Genomic DNA, 20330 nt, shown 5'->3' on the forward strand with positions numbered 1-20330 from the left:
CGACCGGGGTCACGTTCGTGTTGGGCTCGGACCCGAACTCGTTCGGCGCGTCCGAGAACATCTTGGTCTTCGTGTTGAGCTCGACGTGCACCTCGAAGCCGAGCACCGGCTCGAAGGTCTCGAAGACCTCGTCGTAGTCCATCAGCTCGGGAGCGGACGTGTGCGCGGAGGCCATCAGACGGCACCTTCCTCGGTCGCGGAGAGCACGGAGTGGGTCAGGTCGGGGGCCTGCGCGAGGAGCGGGCGGCCCCACTTCTCCTCGAGCAGCGCCTCGAGCGCGGCGCCCACGGTGTAGAGGCGCACGTCCTCCCGGGCGGGAGCGAGGAACTGGATGCCGACGGGCAGCCCGTCCTCGTCGGCGAGGCCGGCGGGGACGGAGATGCCGGGGATGCCGGCCAGGTTCGCCGGGATAGTCGCGACGTCGCCGCGGTACATCGCCAGCGGGTCGTCGAGCTTCTCGCCGAGGCGGTAGGCGGTCGTCGGTGCCGTCGGCGAGGCGATCACGTCGACGTCCGCGAAGGCCGCGTCGAAGTCCCGCTGCACCAGGGTCCGGACCTTCTGCGCGCTGCCGTAGTAGGCGTCGTAGTAGCCGGCCGAGAGGGCGTAGGTGCCGAGGATGATCCGGCGCTTGACCTCGGGGCCGAAGCCCTGCTCGCGGGTCGCGGACATGACCTGCTCGACCGTGCCGCCGCCCTCCGGCGTGACCCGGAGGCCGAACCGGACCGAGTCGAACTTGGCGAGGTTGCTGGAGGCCTCCGCGGGGAGGATCAGGTAGTAGGCGGCGACCGCGTGCTCGACGCTCGGGAGGCTCACCTCGACGACCTCGGCTCCGGCGCCCTGAAGGATCTCGAGGGCCTCGTGGAAGCGCGCCAGCACGCCGGGCTGGAAGCCCTCGCCGCCGTCGAGCTCCTTGACCACGCCGATCCGGAGGCCCGTCACGTCGGCGCGGCGCACCGCGTCGGCGAAGGAGGGCCAGGAGTCGCGCAGCGAGGTCGAGTCGCGCGGGTCGTGGCCCGCGATGACGTCGTGCAGCAGCGCGGAGTCGAGGACCGTCCGGGAGACCGGGCCGATCTGGTCGAGGCTCGAGGCGAGCGCGATCGCTCCGTAGCGGGACACGCCGCCGTAGGTCGGCTTCACGCCGACGGTGCCGGTCACGTGCGCGGGCTGGCGGATCGATCCCCCGGTGTCGGAGCCGAGGGCCAGGGGCGCCTCGTAGCTCGCGACGGCCGCGGCGGATCCGCCGCCGGAGCCGCCGGGGATGCGGTCGAGGTCCCACGGGTTGTGGGTGGGGCCGTAGGCGCTGCGCTCGGTGGTCGAGCCCATCGCGAACTCGTCCATGTTGGTCTTGCCGATCGGGACCAGCCCGGCCTCGCGGACCTTGCGCATGACGGTCGCGTCGTAGGGCGGGCGCCAGCCCTCGAGGATGCGGGAGCCGCTCGTGGTCGGCATGTCGTTCGTGACGATGACGTCCTTGACCGCGAGAGGCACTCCGGCGAGGGGGTGCAGCGACTCGCCGTCGGCCCGCCGGCGGTCGATCGCCTCGGCGGACGCGACCGCGCCCTCGCGCGCGACGTGGAGGAAGGCGCGGACCGCTCCGTCGACCGCGTCGATGCGCTCGAGGTGGGCGCGGGTGGCCTCGACCGAGGAGACCGAGCCGTCGGCCAGCTTCTCGGAGAGGGCGGACGCGCTGAGGCGGACGAGCTCGTCGCCGTGCGCGCTCACTGCTCCTCCCCCAGGATCGCGGAGACCTGGAAGCGGCTGCCGTCGTGCTCGGGCGCGCCGGAGAGCGCCTGCTCGAGCGTGAGGGTCTCGCCGACCACGTCGGGCCGGAAGACGTTCTCGAGCGGGATCGGGTGGCTGGTCGCCGGCACCTCGGGCGTGGCGACGGCCTGGACCGCGCGCACGGAGTCGACGATCTGGCCGAGCTCCCTGGTGAGGCTCCCGATCTCGTCGGAAGTGAGGTCGATCCTGGCCAGCTGGGCCAGATGGGCGACCGTGTCGGCCGTGATCTCGGACATGCGTCTCCGTCTGGTGGTTCGGGGGGATTTCCGGCCGCCAGTCTACTCGGCGCGCCCGCACCGCCTCCGCCCGTGCCGCCCGCCCGTCAGGAGCCGCCGAAGAGGCTGGAGCCGTGCTTCAGGAGTGCGTTGTACGCGCCCTCGTAGGTGGTCGGCAGGTCCTCGCCGGGCTCGCCGTACCGGGCCAGCAGCAGGCCCATCAGGCCGACGGCGGGCGGGCTCAGCGGCTTGTCGCGGTTCACGTGCGCCGGATGCGCGGGCGCCGCCTCGGGGTTCGGGGGCAGGTACTGCGGCACCGTGGTCGGCCAGTCGCCGATCTGCCGCGGCTCGTCCAGGGTCAGCACCCCGAAGAGGTCGGGGGCGGAGGCATCGCGAGCGGTCAGCGGCTCGAGGCCGTGCAGGGCGCTGAGAGTCCGGATCACGGCGCCGTGGTGCAGCTCGTCGTGCACGATCGTGCCGGCCCTCGTGTACGCCGAGACCGCGATCGCCGGCACGCGGCAGCCGAGCCGGTCGAAGGCGAAGCCCATCTCGCCCTCGCGGCCGTCGCCCGGCGGAGTCGCCGACGGCGGGGGGACGTGGTCGTAGAGGCCGCCGTGCTCGTCGAAGGTCGCCAGCAGGAGCGTGTTCACCGCGTTCGAGCCGGTCGTGCTCGCGCTCTCCCGGATCGCCGAGTACACCTGGTGCAGCAGCAGCTCGCCGGCGCGGACGTCGGACAGCGCGCTGTCGTAGACGGGCGTGCCGTCGACCTCGTCCTCGTGCAGGACGCCGGTCGGCGGGTGCATGTCGTTGTGGTCGAAGACGAGCCGCGGCTCGAGGAAGGCGTAGTCGGGCAGCTCGCCGTTCTCCACGTCGGCGTAGAAGCGGTCCATCGTCGAGAAGTGGGTCTTCCAGTACTTCTCGAGCACCGGCGCGTGCAGGAAGCCGGTGTAGGAGACCACCTGCAGCGCGTCGAAGTAGACGCGCCAGGTCCTCCCCGCCTCCTCGAGGCGGTTGAACACCGTCGGCGCGTCGGCCAGGTCGTCCGCGAGCCACTTCTCGTAGCCGCCGCCCTGCTTGTTGGTGACGAAGCCGTGCGAGGTCGACGCGTGCAGGAAGGACCTGTTGCAGAAGGTCTGGGAGGGGACGGCGCAGAACCACTGGTCGAAGACGGCGAACTCGCGGGCGAGGGTGGAGAAGACGGGCAGCATCTCCGGCGAGAAGCCGCCCATGATCGTCCGCGCCTCCTCCGCCGTGGGCTCCTGCCCCTTCTTCATCACCCTCAGGTGCTGGACGTAGTCCTCGAGGAAGCCGCTCATCGTCGGGGCGGAGGCGTCGGCGGGCGCGTTGAAGGGCGCGGTCATGGCGCCGACGGTGCGGCCGGCGTTCTCGGGCGGATCCACCGTGCCGAAGAGCTGGGTGTTGACGTGCGGGTACTCCTCGCCCGGGTCCGGGTCGGGCTGGCGCATCACGGAGTCGGTGGCGCCCTCGTAGACGTGCGTGCCGACGGTCAGTCCCCCGGCGCTGGTGTTCGTCCGCTCGTCGGGGAGGAGGCCCTCGAAGCTCTCGCCCGCGGGCAGGTCGTCCGGTCCGTAGAGACGGCCGAGGACGTTGTCGAAGGAGCGGTTCTCGAACATGATCACGACGACGTGGTCGAATCCCGGCTCCGTGCGGGCGGGCAGTCGCGGCTCCTCCTCGCGGCGGGGGCCGGAGGCGACGGCCGCGCCGATCGCGCCGCCGGCGAGGGCTCCGGCTCCGACTCCGGCGGCGGCGGTGCCGGCCAGGAAGCGGCGGCGCGAGCGGGAGCGGGGAGCTCCGTCGTCGTGCTCCGAGGGAGTCCGCTCGCTGGTCATCTCCGCCGCCTCTCCTGCGCCGCCTGCGCCTGCTCGGAGTGTAGCGACGCGCCCGGGACGGCGGCTCGAACGCGGGCGAGCAGTCCGGCCTCCGGCTCGGGGTCGACGTGCGCGCGGCGGGCCGCGTCGCGGAGGCGCCGCCCGACCGGCGCGGGCTGCGCGAAAGCCGGCGCCGTGCGGGGCCAGCGCGCGAGGGGGCGGTCGGGACCGCTGAGGAGTGCGGCCAGCTCTCGGACCTGCGGATCGACGAGGGCCCGGCGCACGCCCGCCCGGGCGCGGACGAGCTGCGCGGGAGTCTCCGGACCGAGCGGCACGCCGATCCGTGCACCCGAGGGGACGGCCGAGGCGAGCACGAGCGCCGGCACCGTGCCGGGCCGCTCCGCGCTCCCCCGCGCGGTGACGAGGAGCAGCATCCGCCGCCCCACCCGCTCCCCGTCGCGGACGGCGTCGAACACGACGTGCAGCAGCTGCTCCGCGAGGCGCGCATCAGCGGATCGATCGGTGCCGGCGGCTGCGGCGTCGGCGAAGTCGGCCGGATCGACGAGGGACCGCGGCTCGACCAGGACGAGCGGAGGCAGGGTGCCGGCTGCGGCCTCGGCGGCCAGCGCGTCGATGGGAAGGAGGCGCCCGCCGCGGGAGCCGGCGGCGCCCGGGTCGCGGTGGCGCCACTCCGGATCGGCGAGGAGCGTGGTCGAGACGCCCTGCCGCTCGTCGACCGCGAGAGCCCAGCCGGTGCCGGTCTCCCGGGCCGCGCGCAGGGCCGCCGGCAGCGGATCGCGGCCGTCGGCGCGCCAGTGGTCGGCCCGGGCGAAGGCCCTGGCGAGGAGCGCGTGCACCGGCAGCATCTCGGGGGCGAAGCGCGCGCCCGGAGGATCGTCCGGGCCGGGCGCGGTCATCACGGCGTCCGTATCACCGGTGAACACCGGGCCGTCCGGATCGTCGAGCGCGCCGAGGACCTGGTCGCGGCTGCGGCCGGCGAAGGAGAGCACGACCACGTGGTCGATCCGCCCGAGCACCTCGGCGGTCCGGCGCTCGGCGGCGGTGGGCCGAGCCGCGGCGTCGAGCGCGAGCGACGCTGCGTCGGCGAGGGAGCGGCGCAGGAACGCACGCCGCTCCCCGCCGCCCGCGTCAGGCATCGGGCCCGGTCGGCTCCTCCGTGCTCGGGGCGGCCGCGTCCGGGACGGCGTCGGTCTCCGGGACGGCGTCGGTGTCCGGCACGGCGTCGTCCTCCGGCGAGGCGCCGGACCGCGATGCGCCGGCGGCGTCCCCGTCCGGACCGGCGGCGGCCTCCTCCGGAGCATCGGCGGACGCCTCCTCCGGCAGCGCGATCGCGTCCGGTCCCTCCGTCACCAGCAGGTGGAACTCGGCCGCGGTGATGATCCGGAGCCCCAGGGCCTCGGCCTTGCCGAGCTTGCTGCCGGCGCCGGGACCGGCGGCGACGTAGTCGGTCTTCTTGGAGACGCTCGAGCCGGCCTTGCCGCCGGCCGCGAGGATGGCCTCCTGCGCCCCCTCGCGGGAGTACCCCTCCAGGCTGCCGGTCGCCACGACCGTGAGACCCGCGAGCACCCCGCCGGCGGCGTCCGCGGCACCGGGACCGGGGTGGCCGGGCGTGGCGAAGCGCACTCCGGCCGCAGCCCAGCGGTCGACGATCTCGACGTGCCAGTCGACCTCGAACCAGGCGATCAGGGCGTCGGCGATGATCCCGCCCACCCCGTCGACCGCGGCGAGCTCGTCGCGGCTCGCCCCGCGGATCGCGTCGAGCGAGCCGAAGTAGCGCGCCAGCGCGCGCGCCGCGACCGGGCCGACGTGCCGGATGCTGAGCGAGACCAGCAGGCGCCACAGCTCCTTGGTCTTCGCCCGCTCGATGTTCTCGATCAGCCGCAGGGCGTTGGTGGAGGGCACGGAGGCGGTGTCCCCCGCGAAGGCTCCCGCCTCCGGGTCGAAGGCGCCGTCCTTGGCGAGCTGCCGCTTGCGCTTGAAGGGCGTGACGACCTTCGGATCGCCCTTCGCGTCGAGCTTCTGCAGACCCGTCTCGGAGTCGCGGACGACGACCTCGATCGGGAAGAGATCGGCGACCGTGAGCTCGAACAGGCCGGCCTCGGTCCGCAGCGGCGGCTCGGCGGGCACCAGGGGCTGGGTCAGGGCGGCGGCGCTGACCTCGCCGAGCGCCTCGATGTCGAGCGCGCCGCGGCTGCCGATGTGCTCGACGCGTCCGCGGACCTGCGCGGGGCAGGACTCCGCGTTGGGGCAGCGCAGGTCGACGTCGCCCTCCTTAGCCGGAGCGAGCGTGGTGCCGCACTCGGGGCACTGCGTCGGCATCACGAACTCGCGCTCGGAGCCGTCGCGGAGCTCCACCACCGGGCCGAGCACCTCGGGGATGACGTCCCCGGCCTTCCGCAGCACGACCGTGTCGCCGATGAGCACGCCCTTGGCCTTGACCACGTCGGCGTTGTGCAGCGTGGCCTGGCGCACCTCGGACCCCGCGACCTTCACCTTGGTCATCTGGGCGAACGGCGTCGCGCGGCCGGTGCGCCCGACGCTCACGACGATGTCGAGGAGCGTCGTGTGGACCTCCTCGGGCGGGTACTTGTAGGCGATCGCCCAGCGCGGCGCCCGGCTGGTGGCGCCGAGCTCGTCGTGCAGCTCGAGCTCGTCCACCTTCACGACCACGCCGTCGATCTCGTGCTCGACCGAGTGCCGCTCGCGGCCGTAGCGCTCGACGAAGGCGAGCACCTCCTCCACCGAGGCCGAGACGCGGTTGTGGCCGCTGACCGGCAGTCCCCAGGAGGAGAGGAGCCCGTAGACCTCGGACTGGGTCGCGACCGGCGGGTCCGGCCAGGCGCCGATGCCGTGCACGTAGAGCGCGAGGGAGCCGACGCGCGCCTCGCCGGCGCGCAGGTCGAGACCCGACTTCTTGTCGAGCTGCTGGCGGAGGCCGCCGCTCGCCGCGTTCCGCGGGTTGGCGAAGGTCGGGAAGCGCCGCAGCGCGCTCGTGCGCGCCTTCTCCTCCTCGAAGACGCCGCGGGTGGCGGCCGGGCGGGTCGACCAGCGGGTCCGCGCCTCCTCGACCGCCTCGTCGCGCAGCGTCTCCTGGAGGGCGTTCAGCTCGGCGAAGGCGGCCACGGGGATGAAGACCTCGCCGCGGACCTCGACGAGTGCCGGGTGGCCCTCACCGGAGAGGCGCTCGGGGATGCCCGCGACGCGGAGGGCGTTGACGGTGACGTCCTCGCCGGTGCGGCCGTCACCGCGGGTCGCCGCCGTGACGAGGCGGCCGTTCTCGTAGTGGAGGGAGATCGCGAGCCCGTCGATCTTGAGCTCCGTGAGCCAGGCGACGGGGCGGTCGGCCGAGGCCACCGTCTTCTCGCACCACTCGCGCAGCTCCTCGGCCGAGAACACGTTGTCGAGGGAGAGCATCCGCTCGGCGTGGTCGATCGGGGCGAGGCCCGCTCCGACGATCCCGCCGACCGTCCGCGTCGGCGAGTCCTCGGCGGCGAGCTCGGGGTGCTCGGCCTCGAGCGCGGCGAGCTCGCGCACCAGGGCGTCGTACTCGGCGTCGGACAGCGGCGAGGAGTCGGCCGCGTAGTAGTCGTCGCTCGCCGACCGGATCCGCGCCCGCAGCTCCTCGACGCGGGCGGCGGGCTCGATGGCGCTCATCGGAGCACCGCGGCGTCGGCAGCGACCGTGCGGTCGATCGTGCACTGGCCCAGCACGCGGGTGCCGAGGTAGACGACGGCCGTCTGGCCGGGGGCGACGCCGTCGAGCGGCGAGTCCGGAGTGATCACGAGCTCCACCCTGCCATCGACGTGCGACACCACCGCGGAGGCGGGGACCGGGTCGGCGTGCGCGCGGATCTGGACGTCGCAGCGGAAGGGCGCGTCGGCGTCCTCGGGAGCGGCGCCCGCCCAGGTGAACCGCTCGCCGGCGATCTCGCCGATGCGCAGAGCCTCGCGCGGACCGACCACGACCTCGTTGCTCACCGGCCGCACCTCCAGGACGAAGCGGGGCCGTCCGTCGGGCGCGGGGACGCCGAGGTGCAGGCCCCGGCGCTGGCCCACCGTGTACCCGTGGGCGCCCTCGTGGGAGCCGACCACCGCGCCGTCCCGATCGACGACCGCTCCGGTCTCGGGGGCGACGCGCTCGGCGAGCCAGCCGCGGGTGTCGCCGTCGGGGATGAAGCAGATGTCGTAGCTGTCGGGCTTGCTCGCGACGCTGAGGCCCCGCTCCGCCGCCTCCGCGCGCACGATCGCCTTGGACGGCGTGGAGCCGAGCGGGAACATCGAGTGCCGCAGCTGCTGCTCCGTCAGCACGCCGAGGACGTAGGACTGGTCCTTCGCCTCGTCGCTCGCGCGATGGAGCTCCGGGGAGCCGTCGGCGGCGGTGCGGAGGGAGGCGTAGTGGCCGGTGCAGACGGCGTCGAAGCCGAGGTCGAGAGCCTTCTCGAGCAGGGCGGCGAACTTGATCCGCTCGTTGCAGCGCATGCAGGGGTTCGGGGTGCGGCCCGCCGAGTACTCGGCGACGAAGTCGTCGACGACGTCCAGCTTGAACCGCTCGGAGAAGTCCCACACGTAGTACGGGATGCCGAGGACGTTCGCGGCGCGCTGCGCGTCCATCGAGTCCTCGATCGTGCAGCACCCCCGGCTGCCGGTGCGCAGCGTGCCGGGCATCCTGCTCAGGGCGAGGTGCACGCCCACCACGTCGTGCCCCGCCTCCACCGCGCGGGCCGCGGCCACCGCCGAGTCCACTCCACCGCTCATCGCCGCCAGAACCTTCACCGTGCGAGTCTACGTTTCCCGCGGGCGCGGCCGGCAGGGGTTCAGGCGGGCAGCACCGCGCGGTTCGAGAGTCCGGCTCGGGCGGCGCGGGCGTAGGCGCCGGGCAGCGCGGCCAGGAGGGCGTCGACGTCCGCGTCGGTCGAGGTGTGGCCGAGCGTCATCCGGAGCACCCCGCGGGCCTCGTCCTCGCTCCGGCCGAGCGCGAGGACCACGTGCGAGGGCTCCGGGATCCCCGCCGTGCAGGCGGACCCGGTCGAGACGGAGACGCCCGCGGTGTCGAGGAGGAAGAGGAGGGAGTCGCCCTGCGCACCGGGGAAGGCGAGGTGCGCGTTGTTGGCGACCCGGCGTCCGGAGTCGAGGGCGGGCCCGGTCAGGGTCGCCCCCGGCACGGCGGCGAGGACGCCCGCGACGAGCCGGTCCCGCAGGGCTGTCAGGCGCCGCGCCTCCGCCGACAGCTCGGCGTCCGCCTCGACCGCGGCGGCGGCGAAGGCCGCGGCACCCGGCACGTCCTGAGTGCCGGAGCGGACGCCCCGCTGCTGTCCGCCTCCGTGCAGCACCGGGACCACGCGGGCGTCGCGGGCGAGCACGAGCGCACCGGTCGCGATCGGCCCGCCGACCTTGTGACCCGAGACGCTGACGGCGGCCAGTCCCGCGCCGCGCCCGGAGCCGGAGGCGCGGCGGATCTCGGCGATCCGCAGCGGCACGTGCCCGAGGGCGGCGACCGCGTCGACGTGGAGGGGGACGCCGGCGCGGGCGCACACCGCCGCCAGCTCGGCGATCGGGTTGATCGTCCCGATCTCGTTGTTGACCCAGAGCACCGTGACCAGGGCGACCGATCCGGGGTCCTCCTCCAGCGCCGCGGCGAGCGCCTCCGGCCGCAGGGTGCCCTCGTCGTCGAGCGGCAGCCACTCGAGGACGGCGCCCTCGTGCTCGGCGAGCCAGGCGGCCGAGTCGAGCGTCGCGTGGTGCTCCCCCTCGGCGACCAGGACCCGGACGCGGGCCGGGTCCTCGCTCCGGCGCTGCCAGTAGAGGCCCTTGATCCCGAGGTTGACCGCCTCGGTGCCGCCGGCGGTGAGGATCACCTCGATCGGCTCGCAGCCGAGCACCCCGGCGAGCGCCGACCGGGCGTCCTCCAGCCGGCGGCGCGCCTCCTGGCCGGAGCCGTGGACGGAGGAGGGGTTGCCGGCGTGGGCGGACGCCTCCGCGAACGCGGCGAGCGCCGAGGCGCGCAGCGGGGTGGTCGCGGCGTGGTCGAGGTAGATCACAGCAGCCCTTCGTCCCGTGTCGGGGGCACGGAGGGAGCCGGTGCCCGTCACTACTGTAAGTCGCATGACCTCTCACGATCCCCTGGCCCGGCTCGGCGTGACCGTGGACGATCAGGGCGGTGAGCTGCGGGTCTGGTCCGAGAGCGCGAGCGCCGTCGATCTGCTGCTGTACGACGAGAAGGACCCGACCTGGGTGACCCGCACGGTCCCGCTGGCGCGCGACGACGCCGCGGTCTGGTCCGCGCGCTCCGATCTGCTGGCCCCCGGCCGCCGCTACGCCCTGCGCGTCGACGGGCCGACGGGCCCCCGGCACCGCTTCGACCCCCGCCGGGCCCTGCTGGAGCCGTACTCCCGCGGCCTGCACCGGGTGGCGGAGAACGAGTGGCGCTCGGTCGTCGTGGACGACGCGTTCGACTGGGGCTCCTCCTCCCGGCCCGGCACCCCGATGGACCGCACCGTGATCTACGAGGCGCATGTGAAGGGGCTGACCCGGCTGAACCCGGTGCTGCCCGTGGAGCTGCGCGGCACCTACGCCGGCCTGGCGCACGAGTCGACGGTCTCGGCACTGCTCGAGCTGGGCGTGACGGCGGTCGAGCTGCTGCCCGTGCACGCGTTCGTGTCGGAGCAGCGCCTGCTGCGGCAGGGGCTGACCAACTACTGGGGCTACAACACGCTGAACTTCTTCGCCCCGCACGCCGCGTACGCCTCCTCCACCGCGCAGCGCGGCGGACCGACCGCGGTGCTCCGCGAGTTCAAGGGGATGGTGAAGCTCCTGCACGAGGCCGGCCTCGAGGTGATCCTGGACGTGGTCTACAACCACACCGCCGAGGAGGGGCCGGGCGGGCCGATGTCGAGCCTGCGCGGGATCGACGACGCAGGCTGGTACCGCCAGACGCCCGAGGGCCACTACGTGGACGTCACCGGCTGCGGGAACACGATCGACTTCGGCCGGCCCGCGGCGCAGCGCCTCGCGCTGGACTCGATGCGCTACTGGTCGGGCGAGGTCGGGATCGACGGCTTCCGGCTCGACCTGGCCGCGACCCTCGGCCGCGACGAGATCGCGCACTTCCGGAGCGACCACCCGCTGCTGCGGGCCGCGGTCGAGGATCCGGCGCTGGCCGGCGTGAAGATGATCGCCGAGCCCTGGGACGTGGGAATGGGCGGCTGGCAGACGGGGAACTTCCCGGCCGGGTGGTCGGAGTGGAACGACCGCTACCGCGACCGCGCCCGCAACTTCTGGCTCTCGGACATCGACTACGCCCGCCGCGCCGGCACGGCACCCGTCGGCATCGGCGGCTTCGCGACCCGGCTCTCGGGCTCCTCCAACACCTTCTCGGCGGAGCGGGGCCCCCTCGCGTCGGTCAACTTCGTCACCGCGCACGACGGCTTCACGCTGGCGGACCTGGTCTCGTACAACGTCAAGCACAACATCGGCAACGGCGAGTCGAACCGCGACGGAGCCGACACCAACCGCTCCTTCAACCACGGCTTCGAGGGCCCCACCACCGACGAGCGGATCACGCTGGCGCGGCGCAAGGCGATGCGTAACCTCCTCGGCACCCTGCTGCTGTCGGCCGGCGTGCCGATGATCACGGCGGGCGACGAGACCGGTCGCAGCCAGCGCGGCAACAACAACGCCTACTGCCAGGACTCGGACCTGACCTGGGTGCGCTGGGAGGGTCTGGCCGACTGGCAGCTCGCCCTTCGCGCGCACACGCGCACCCTGCTGCGCCTGCGGCGCGAGCACCCGGCGCTGCGTCCCTCCCGCTACGGCAGCGGCGACGCGAGCGAGCCGGGCGCCACGACCATGACGTGGTTCGACGCCCACGGGCGCGGGATGAGCGAGCACGACTGGACCTCCGCCGCCAACCGGACGCTGCAGTACCTCGCGGCCTCGACGCCGGTCGAGGGCGAGCCGGACCGCGTCCTGCTGGTGGTGCACGGCGTCGAGCAGGACACCACGGTCGTGCTCGCCGAGGGCGAGGGGGTCACCGGCTACACGCGCCTGTGGAACAGCGAGGAGCCGGAGCCGCTGGAGCACGGCGAGTCGTTCGAGCCGGGGCAGGTCATCCGCGTGGCCGGCACCTCGATGCAGCTCTTCGCCGCGCACGGGCCGGCGGCCGAGCAGGCCGCCTGATGGCGCGGAGCGGGCCGGGGACCCCGGCGACCGTCGCGCTGACGGCGGCGGGCGTCCCCTTCACTCCCCGCCAGTACCGGCACGACCCGGCCACGACGCGCTACGGTCTCGAGGCGGCCGAGGCGCTCGGCGTCGAGCCGGAGCGCGTGTTCAAGACCCTGATGGTCGACGTGGACGGGGAGCTCGTGGTGGGCGTCGTGCCCGTCACCGGCTCGCTCGGGCTGAAGGAGCTCGCGGCCGCGGTCGGAGGCAGGCGGGCGGCGATGGCCGACCCCGCGCTGGCCCAGCGCCGGACCGGCTACGTCCTCGGCGGCATCTCGCCGCTCGGGCAGAGGACGCTGCACCGCACCGTCATCGACGAGACCGTCGAGCTCCACGACACGGTGCTCGTCTCGGGCGGGCGCCGGGGCTTCGACATCGAGCTCGCCCCCGCCGACCTCGTCGCCGCGACGGCCGCCCTCCTCGCCGACATCGCGCGCTGACCCCTGCTCCCCCGCCGTCCTCCTCCGGGCGCCGTTTCGCTCCATGCGCCGTCCTCCTCCCGCGAGATCCCACTCCGGTCCGCGAGACGCCGAGGAAGGCGCACCGGAGCGGCATCTCGCGGAGAGGGACCGGGCGGGGTCAGCCGGCGGCGGAGGCCAGGCCCAGCTCGGCGGAGCGGGCCAGGAGGGGATGCCGCGGCACGACGCGGACGGTGTAGCCGAAGGAGCCGCTGCGGTCGAGGGTGACCACTCCGGCGTAGGGCACGCGCCCGACCGCGTCGGCCGGCACTACGGCACCCGACTCCTCGACCACCTCGAGCTCGTGGTGGCGGACCTCGGTGAGCGAGCCGTCAGCGGCCGTCGTCCCGTACACGACCTCGACCGAGACGTCCGCCGGCGAGAGCTCGCCCAGGCGCACGCCCGCGCGCACGGCGAGCCGGTCCCCGCGCTGGGGCACCGCGTCGATCCCGCCGGACTCGACGGACGCGACCGCGACCCCGGGCCAGCCGGCGCGGACCCGCCGCTTCCAGGTCGCCAGCTCCTTGGCCGGCTCGAAGTGGTCGGCGGCGACGGCGCGCCCGGCCTCGGCGGCCGGCGAGTAGAGCGCCTCGATGTACTGGCGCACCATCCGCTCGGCGGAGAGCTCGGGCGAGAGGGTCGCGAGGGTGTGCCGGATCGAGCGCACCCACCGCCGGGGCACGCCGTCGTGATCGCGCTCGTAGTAGCGCGGAACGACCTCGGTCTCGAGCATCTCGTAGAGCGCCTCGGCCTCGAGCGTGTCGCGGGCCTCCGGGTCGAGCGCGCGGTCGGAGGAGGGGATCGCCCAGCCGTTCTCGCCGTCGAAGTACTCGTTCCACCAGCCGTCGAGGATCGAGAGGTTGAGCGAGCCGTTGAGCGCCGCCTTCATCCCCGAGGTGCCGCACGCCTCGAGCGGGCGCAGCGGGTTGTTGAGCCAGACGTCGGTGCCCGGGTAGAGCAGCTGCGCCATCGCGATGTCGTAGTCCGGCAGGAAGACGATCCTGCGGCGCACGTCCGGCTCCTGCGCGAAGCGGACGAGCCGCTGGATCAGGCGCTTCCCCTCCTCGTCGGCCGGGTGGGACTTGCCCGCGATGACGATCTGGATCGGGTGCTGCGGGTGGGTGAGCAGCGCCCGCAGACGCTCGGGGTCGTGGAGCATCAGGGTCAGCCGCTTGTAGGTCGGCACCCGCCGTGCGAAGCCGATGGTGAGCACGTCCGGGTCCAGCAGCTCGTCGAGCCAGGCCGGCGGGAGGCCGCCCGGGTTCTGCTCGCGCCAGGAGCGGGCGGCCCGGCGGCGGGCGTCCTGCACCAGCTGCTCTCGCATCGCGCGGCGCGCGGCCCACAGCTCGGTGTCGCCGAGCGCGCCCGAGGCCCAGTCGGCCCGCGTCGTGTCGTCGGTGCCGAGCCGCTCCTCCGCGAGCCGCCGGAGGATCGGATCGGTCCAGGTGGCCGCGTGGACGCCGTTCGTCACCGAGCCGATCGGCACCTCCGCCGTCTCGAAGCCGGGCCAGAGGCTCGAGAACATCGAGCGGCTGACCTCGCCGTGCAGCGTCGAGACGCCGTTGGAGCGCTGCGCGAGCCGCAGGCCCATGTACGCCATGTTGAACGCCGTCCCGGAGTCCCCCGGCTCGGCGCCCAGCGCGAGCACGTCCTCGACCTGCACGCCCGGGAGCAGCTCCGTGGAGAAGTACTCCTCGATCATCCCGCGGTCGAAGCGGTCGATGCCCGCCGGCACCGGAGTGTGCGTGGTGAAGACCGTGCTCGCCCGCACCACCTGGAGAGCCTGGTCGAAGTCCAGGCCCGCGCCGATCAGGCCGGAGATGCGCTCGAGCCCCTGGAAGCCGGCGTGCCCCTCGTTGGTGTGGAACACCTCCGGGAGGACGCCGCCCGAGACCTCGGCCCAGAGCTCGAGCGCGCGGACTCCGCCGATGCCCAGCAGCAGCTCCTGCAGCAGGCGGTGCTCGCCCCCGCCGCCGTAGAGGCGGTCGGTGACGGAACGGAGCGAGTCCTCGTTCTCGGGGATGTCGGTGTCGAGCAGGAGGAGGGTCACCCGGCCGACCTCCGCGCGCCAGACCCGGGCGTAGAGCGCGCGTCCCTCGGGGAGCGCCAGCACGATGCGGGCGGGCGAGCCGTCGGCGAGACGGACGACGCGCAGCGGCAGCCCGTCGGGATCGAGCGAGGGGTAGGACTCGAGCTGCCAGCCGTCGGCGGAGAGCTTCTGCGAGAAGTAGCCCGACCGGTAGAAGAGGCCCACGCCGGTGAGCGGCACGCCCAGGTCCGAGGAGGCCTTCAGGTGGTCGCCGGCGAGGATGCCGAGTCCGCCGGAGTACTGGGGCAGCGCCGCCGCGATCCCGAACTCCGGCGAGAAGTAGGCGATCGAGCGCGGGGCGGACTCCGGCAGCGACTGGTACCACCGCGGCTCGGTGCGGTAGCGCTCCAGCTCGTCGCGGAGGCGCCACGCCTCGTCGACGAAGCCCTGGTCCCCCGCCAGCTCCGCGAGGCGCTCGGGGCTCACCGCTCCGAGCAGGGCGGTGGGGTCCGCTCCCCCGCTCCGCCACAGCTCCGGATCGACCCGCTCGAACAAGCGCCGGGCGGGCTCGTGCCAGGCCCAGCGCAGATTGCCCGCCAGATCGCCCAGAGCCGAGAGCTCGGGCGGGAGGACGGAGCGGACGATGAAGCGGCGGATCGCCTTCACGGCACCCCTCGACTCTCTGCGGACCCCGGAGCGCCCGGTCGCGGAGCACCGGGGCGGTCGCGCTCGGTCACCCTAGCGGACCCCGGCCACCGCGGATCGGCGGGACGCGGACCCGCCTCGACGCGTCGGCGCGCGCTCCCCGGGCTCGTTTGCACAGGCCCGAGCGCGGGCGCAACCGTCGTGTGCGAGCCGCCGCCGGTCGCTACTGTCGTGACGTGGCTCAGATACCTTTCGGCAAGGCTCAGAACGGCAAGGACGCACGGCGAGCGGGTCGCGGACGCGCACCCCAGGAGGCGTCGGCGCCTCCCGAGACGGCCGCTCCGGCGCCCGCCGCCGCCCCCGAGGCGACTCCTGCTCCCCCCGCGGCCGACAGTGCACCGGCCGCCCCGGTGACCGCGGACGCACCCCACGCGTCGCCGGCGACCGCGACGACCGGGAGCGGCTACCGCGTCCGGGCCGAGCGCCTGCCGATCATCGACCCGCAGCCGCGGCTCGAGGACGACCGCTGGCCCGCGAAGGCGTTCGTCGGCGAGGTCGTCCCCTTCGCTGCCACGGCCTTCCGCGAGGGGCACGACCTCATCGGCGTCGACCTCCTGCTGCGCTCGCCGTCCGGGGCCGAGTCGGAGCACCGCATGTCGCTCCTCGCGACCGGCACCGACCGCTACGGGCGCCTCGTGGCCCTCGACGAGGAGGGCGATTGGAGCTACCGCATCCGCGCCTACGCCGACGACTGGGCGACCTGGCTCCACACGGCCGAGGTCAAGATCCCGGCCGGCCTGGACATCGACGTCACCTTCGCCATCGGCGAGGGCCTGCTGCGCAGCGGCGCCGACGACTCCGCGCGGCCCGAGGGCGAGCGCAGCCTGCTCTCCGACACCGCCGCCCGCGTCGGCGACACCACGCTGAGCGCCGAGGAGCGCCTCGCCGCGGCGACCGGTCCCGCCGTCCACGGCGCGCTCGACGCCCGCCCGGTGATGAGCCTCACCAGCGTCTCGGAGCCGCGCACCGTCCACGTCGAGCGCACCCGCGCCGGCGTCGGCGCCTGGTACGAGTTCTTCCCCCGCTCCGAGGGCGCCGTGCGCCACGAGGACGGGACCGTGACCAGCGGATCCTTCCGCACCGCGATCGACCGCCTCCCCGCTGTGGCCGCAATGGGCTTCGACGTGCTCTACCTGCCGCCGATCCACCCCATCGGCCGCTCCTTCCGCAAGGGCCCGAACAACACGCTCGACGCCGGCGAGAACGATCCCGGCTCGCCGTGGGCGATCGGCTCGGCCGAGGGCGGGCACGACGCGATCCACCCGGACCTGGGTACCGAGGACGACTTCCGCGCCTTCCACGCCGCGGTCGAGGCCGCGGGGCTCGAGCTCGCCCTCGACTTCGCCCTGCAGGCCTCGCCGGACCACCCCTGGGTCACCAGCCACCCCGAGTGGTTCACGACGCTCCCCGACGGCTCGATCGCCTACGCCGAGAACCCGCCGAAGAAGTACCAGGACATCTACCCGATCAACTTCGACAACGACCCCGAGGGCATCCGTCAGGAGTCGCTGCGGGTCCTGCGGCACTGGATCGACCTGGGCGTGCGGATCTTCCGCGTCGACAACCCCCACACGAAGCCGCTCGACTTCTGGGAGTGGATCATCCACGAGGTCAACGCCGAGCACCCCGAGGTCGTCTTCCTCGCGGAGGCGTTCACCCGCCCCGCGATCATGCGCGCACTCGGCAAGGTCGGCTTCCAGCAGTCGTACTCGTACTTCACCTGGCGCAACACCAAGGAGGAGCTCGGCGAGTTCTTCACGAGCATCTCCCACGAGACGGCCGACTACATGCGGCCGAACCTCTTCGTGAACACTCCGGACATCCTCACCGAGTACCTCCAGTACGGCGGCCGCTCGGCGTACAAGGTGCGGGCGGCCCTGGCCGCGACCGCGTCGCCGCTGTGGGGGGTCTACGCCGGCTACGAACTGGTCGAGAACGTCGCTCGCCCCGGCGCCGAGGAGAACATCGACAACGAGAAGTACGAGTACAAGACGCGCGACTGGGCCGGCGCCGAGGAGTCGGGCCGCTCGCTGGCGCCGTACATCACGCGCCTCAACGAGATCCGGCGCTCGCACCCCGCGCTCGGGCAGCTGCGGAACCTGCACGTGCACGGCAGCGACGACGACGCGATCCTCGTCTACTCCAAGCACCTGCAGGCCGCGTTCACGGGCACCGGGACCGACGACACGATCATCGTCGTCGTCAACACCGACCCGCACTCGGCCCGCGAGACCACGGTCCACCTCGACCTGCCCGCGATCGGGCTCGACTGGAGCGCGACCTTCGAGGTCGAGGACCTGATCACCGGCGCCGTCTGGACCTGGGGCAGCGACGACTACGTGCGGCTCGACTCGTTCGTCGAGCCCGTGCACATCCTGAGCGTGAAGGCGGACGAGCGATGAGCGGAACCACCCCCGAGGGCACGAGCCCGGCCGAGGAGGCGGGCCTCGGCGCGCACGCCGAGACGGTCCCCACGACGGGCACCAGCTCGGCGACCACCTCCGGCCACGGCGCGCACGTCGCCGACGCGGCGCCCGACGCTCGACAGCACCCCGGAGCGGACGGCGAGAACGCGCGCAGCTACGCGGTCGAGACCGTACCGGAGGCGCCTCAGCCGGTCGCGGCCGACGACGCCGTGACCGTCGAGCCCGACGCCGACGACGCGGAGTCCGCTCCGGTCGGCAGCGGGGCCGAGGGCGACCTGCCCGACGACACGGACGCCGCCGATTCGGTCGCAGCCGACAGCGCCGCGCCCTTTGAGACGACCGCCGGCCCCGCCGAGACGACCGCGGACCCCGCATCCGCTTCGGGCCCCGTCGACGGCACCGCTGCGATCGCGCTGCCCGACATCCCGGAGTGGGTGCTGCAGCAGCTCGCCACCGGCAGCAACGCGCTCCCCCACGACGTCCTGGGCCAGCACCTCGTCGCGGCCCCCGGCGTCTCCGACCCGGTGACGGTCGTCCGCGTGCGCCGCCCGCTCGCCGAGAAGGTCGCCGTGGTGCTCGCCACCGGCGCCCGCGTCGAGCTCAGCCACCTCAGCGACGGGATCTGGCAGGGCTTCCACGTCCTCGGTCCGCAGGCGTACACCGTCGAGGCCCGCTACGGCGGCGGTGGCGAATGGACCGCGGAGGACCCCTACCGCTTCTCGAAGACGGTCGGCGACTTCGACCTCTACCTCATCGGCGAGGGCCGCCACGAGCGCCTCTGGGAGGCGCTCGGTGCCCGCCACCGCGAGCACGAGGGGGTCTGGGGCACGAGCTTCGCCGTCTGGGCCCCGCACGCCCAGGCCGCTCGGGTCGTCGGCGACTTCAACGACTGGAACGGCGAGGGCCACTCCCTCCGCAACCTCGGGACGACCGGGGTCTGGGAGATCTTCGTCCCGGGCGTCGAGCCCGGAGCCTCCTACAAGTTCGACCTGCTCTCGCGCGACGGCCACTGGGTCCGCAAGGCCGACCCGATGGCCCGCGCCACGGAGGTGCCGCCTGCGACCGCCTCGAAGGTCCCCGTCTCGCACCACCAGTGGGGCGACTCCGGCTGGATGGAGAAGCGAGCCTCGGTCGATCCGCACACGCAGCCGCTCAGCGTCTACGAGATGCACCTCGGCTCCTGGCGTCCGGGACTGGGCTACCGCGACCTCGCGGACCCGCTGATCGAGTACGTCACCGAGCTCGGCTTCACGCACGTGGAGTTCATGCCGCTCGCCGAGCACCCGTTCGGCGGCTCCTGGGGCTACCAGGTCACCGGCTACTACGCCGCCTCGAGCCGCTTCGGCACGGCCGACGACCTCAAGTACCTGATCGACCGTCTGCACCAGGCCGGCATCGGCGTCATCGTCGACTGGGTGCCCGGGCACTTCCCCAAGGACGACTTCGCCCTCGCCCGCTTCGACGGCGAGCCGCTCTACGAGCACCCGGACTGGCGCCGCGGCGAGCAGATGGACTGGGGCACCTACGTCTTCGACTTCGGGCACACCCAGGTGCGCAACTTCCTCGTCGCGAACGCCCTGTTCTGGCTCGAGGAGTTCCACGTCGACGCCCTGCGGGTGGACGCCGTCGCCTCGATGCTCTACCTCGACTACTCCCGCAAGGAGGGCGAGTGGCTGCCGAACCAGTACGGCGGACGCGAGCACCTCGAGGCGATCAGCTTCCTCCAGGAGGTCAACGCAACGGCCTACAAGCTGCACCCCGGCATCATGATGATCGCCGAGGAGTCGACGAGCTGGCCCGGCGTCACCCAGCCCACCAGCTCCGGCGGCCTCGGCTTCGGGCTCAAGTGGAACATGGGCTGGATGCACGACTCGCTCGACTACATGGCGAACGATCCGCTGTGGCGCCAGTACCACCTGGGCGAGATCACCTTCTCGTTCGTCTACGCCTTCAGCGAGAAGTTCGTCCTGCCGATCAGCCACGACGAGGTCGTGCACGGCAAGGGCTCGCTGGTCCAGAAGATGCCGGGCGACCACTGGCAGCAGCTCGCGAACGTGCGCGCCTACCTCGCCTTCATGTGGGCCCACCCCGGCAAGCAGCTGCTCTTCATGGGCCAGGAGTTCGGCCAGTACTCCGAGTGGAGCGAGGAGCGGGGTCTGGACTGGTGGATCCTCGATCAGCCGAGCCACCGCGGTCTCTGGAGCCTCGTCGGTCAGCTGAACCGCGTGTACCGCGACTCGCCGTCGCTCTGGGAGCTCGACCACGAGCAGTCGGGCTTCGAGTGGATCGACGGCGGCGCGGCGGCGGCCAACGTCGTCTCGTTCCTGCGCAAGGACAGCGAGGGTCGCCCGATCGCCGTCATCGCCAACTTCTCGGGCTCGCCCGTGCACGGCTACCGCGTGAGCCTGCCCACGGCCGGCCGCTGGGAGGAGCTCGTCAACACGGACGCCGAGATCTACGGCGGCAGCGGAGTCGGGAACTTCGGAGCGGTCGAGGCTCGCGAGGAGCCGTGGGCCGGCCGCCCGGCTTCCGCCGAGCTGGTCCTGCCCCCGCTGGCCGTGCTCTACCTTCGACCCGCCGACTGATCGGTCCCCGCACGGAAGAGGCCGCCCGCCGCGACGATCGTCGCGAGCGGGCGGCCTCTCGGCG

General features: G+C 73.6%; 13 protein-coding genes. 4 read left to right on the forward strand and 9 right to left on the reverse strand.

The window, feature by feature from the left end:
- The 8 genes from C5C39_RS17190 to C5C39_RS06640 form a co-directional block, all read right to left on the reverse strand.
- On the reverse strand, positions 1 to 142 hold a 142-nt coding region (locus tag C5C39_RS17190; RefSeq protein ID WP_258075792.1), incomplete at its 3' end, for a hypothetical protein.
- Between the two features lie 32 nt (positions 143 to 174).
- Positions 175 to 1722, reverse strand: a complete 1548-nt coding sequence (gene gatA, locus C5C39_RS06610) for an Asp-tRNA(Asn)/Glu-tRNA(Gln) amidotransferase subunit GatA (protein ID WP_104352946.1) — start codon at positions 1720 to 1722, stop codon at positions 175 to 177.
- Positions 1719 to 2018, reverse strand: a complete 300-nt coding sequence (gene gatC / locus C5C39_RS06615; RefSeq protein ID WP_104226848.1) for an Asp-tRNA(Asn)/Glu-tRNA(Gln) amidotransferase subunit GatC — start codon at positions 2016 to 2018, stop codon at positions 1719 to 1721. Before gatC ends, gatA begins: the two co-directional genes overlap by 4 nt.
- 86 nt (positions 2019 to 2104) lie before the next feature.
- Positions 2105 to 3847 (reverse strand): alkaline phosphatase family protein, encoded by a 1743-nt coding sequence (locus C5C39_RS06620; RefSeq protein WP_104288336.1) that lies wholly within the window; start codon positions 3845 to 3847, stop codon positions 2105 to 2107.
- A complete protein-coding gene (locus tag C5C39_RS06625; RefSeq protein WP_104352947.1) occupies positions 3844 to 4983 on the reverse strand; it encodes a hypothetical protein in 1140 nt (379 codons plus the stop codon). Before C5C39_RS06625 ends, C5C39_RS06620 begins: the two co-directional genes overlap by 4 nt.
- The gene (ligA, locus tag C5C39_RS06630) at positions 4976 to 7501 is read right to left on the reverse strand and encodes an NAD-dependent DNA ligase LigA (protein WP_104352948.1); all 2526 of its coding nucleotides are present in this window, start codon (positions 7499 to 7501) and stop codon (positions 4976 to 4978) included. Before ligA ends, C5C39_RS06625 begins: the two co-directional genes overlap by 8 nt.
- Positions 7498 to 8619 carry a tRNA 2-thiouridine(34) synthase MnmA gene (gene mnmA, locus C5C39_RS06635; RefSeq protein WP_181028759.1) on the reverse strand — a complete coding sequence of 374 codons (1122 nt, stop codon included), beginning with the start codon at positions 8617 to 8619 and terminating at the stop codon, positions 7498 to 7500. The genes ligA and mnmA overlap by 4 nt, the downstream gene beginning before the upstream one ends.
- 41 nt (positions 8620 to 8660) lie before the next feature.
- Positions 8661 to 9950, reverse strand: coding sequence for a cysteine desulfurase family protein (locus tag C5C39_RS06640; RefSeq protein WP_104352949.1), 1290 nt, complete (start codon positions 9948 to 9950; stop codon positions 8661 to 8663).
- On the opposite strand from C5C39_RS06640, the gene glgX reads away from it, so the two are divergent.
- Both glgX and ybaK read left to right on the forward strand, forming a co-directional pair.
- Complete coding sequence (glgX, locus tag C5C39_RS06645; RefSeq protein WP_104352950.1) at positions 9949 to 12021, forward strand: glycogen debranching protein GlgX; 2073 nt, start codon at positions 9949 to 9951, stop codon at positions 12019 to 12021. The two genes, C5C39_RS06640 and glgX, sit on opposite strands and share 2 nt — an antisense overlap.
- Positions 12021 to 12503, forward strand: coding sequence for a Cys-tRNA(Pro) deacylase (ybaK, locus tag C5C39_RS06650; protein ID WP_104347838.1), 483 nt, complete (start codon positions 12021 to 12023; stop codon positions 12501 to 12503). The genes glgX and ybaK overlap by 1 nt, the downstream gene beginning before the upstream one ends.
- A gap of 139 nt (positions 12504 to 12642) precedes the next feature.
- Here the strand turns inward: ybaK and glgP are convergent, their stop codons facing one another.
- On the reverse strand, positions 12643 to 15216 hold the full coding sequence (glgP, locus tag C5C39_RS06655; RefSeq protein ID WP_104352951.1) for an alpha-glucan family phosphorylase: 2574 nt from the start codon (positions 15214 to 15216) through the stop codon (positions 12643 to 12645).
- 470 nt (positions 15217 to 15686) lie between these two features.
- Here glgP and C5C39_RS06660 point away from each other — a divergent pair, with 470 nt between their 5' ends.
- Positions 15687 to 17657 (forward strand): alpha-1,4-glucan--maltose-1-phosphate maltosyltransferase, encoded by a 1971-nt coding sequence (locus tag C5C39_RS06660; RefSeq protein ID WP_258075793.1) that lies wholly within the window; start codon positions 15687 to 15689, stop codon positions 17655 to 17657.
- A complete protein-coding gene (gene glgB, locus C5C39_RS06665; RefSeq protein WP_104352952.1) occupies positions 17654 to 20266 on the forward strand; it encodes a 1,4-alpha-glucan branching protein GlgB in 2613 nt (870 codons plus the stop codon). The genes C5C39_RS06660 and glgB overlap by 4 nt, the downstream gene beginning before the upstream one ends.
- The last annotated feature ends 64 nt before the right edge of the window (positions 20267 to 20330 follow it).

This window comes from Rathayibacter sp. AY1F3 (assembly GCF_002931975.1).
GTDB lineage: Bacteria > Actinomycetota > Actinomycetes > Actinomycetales > Microbacteriaceae > Rathayibacter.

Coding starts and splice junctions, on each gene's coding strand:
- glgB (WP_104352952.1), top strand. CDS start 17,654: ATGAGCGGAACCACCCCCGAGGGCACGAGCCCGGCCGAGGAGGCGGGC.
- glgX (WP_104352950.1), top strand. CDS start 9,949: ATGACCTCTCACGATCCCCTGGCCCGGCTCGGCGTGACCGTGGACGAT.
- ybaK (WP_104347838.1), top strand. CDS start 12,021: ATGGCGCGGAGCGGGCCGGGGACCCCGGCGACCGTCGCGCTGACGGCG.
- ligA (WP_104352948.1), bottom strand. CDS start 7,501: ATGAGCGCCATCGAGCCCGCCGCCCGCGTCGAGGAGCTGCGGGCGCGG.
- C5C39_RS06625 (WP_104352947.1), bottom strand. CDS start 4,983: ATGCCTGACGCGGGCGGCGGGGAGCGGCGTGCGTTCCTGCGCCGCTCC.
- gatC (WP_104226848.1), bottom strand. CDS start 2,018: ATGTCCGAGATCACGGCCGACACGGTCGCCCATCTGGCCCAGCTGGCC.
- C5C39_RS06620 (WP_104288336.1), bottom strand. CDS start 3,847: ATGACCAGCGAGCGGACTCCCTCGGAGCACGACGACGGAGCTCCCCGC.
- C5C39_RS06640 (WP_104352949.1), bottom strand. CDS start 9,950: ATGCGACTTACAGTAGTGACGGGCACCGGCTCCCTCCGTGCCCCCGAC.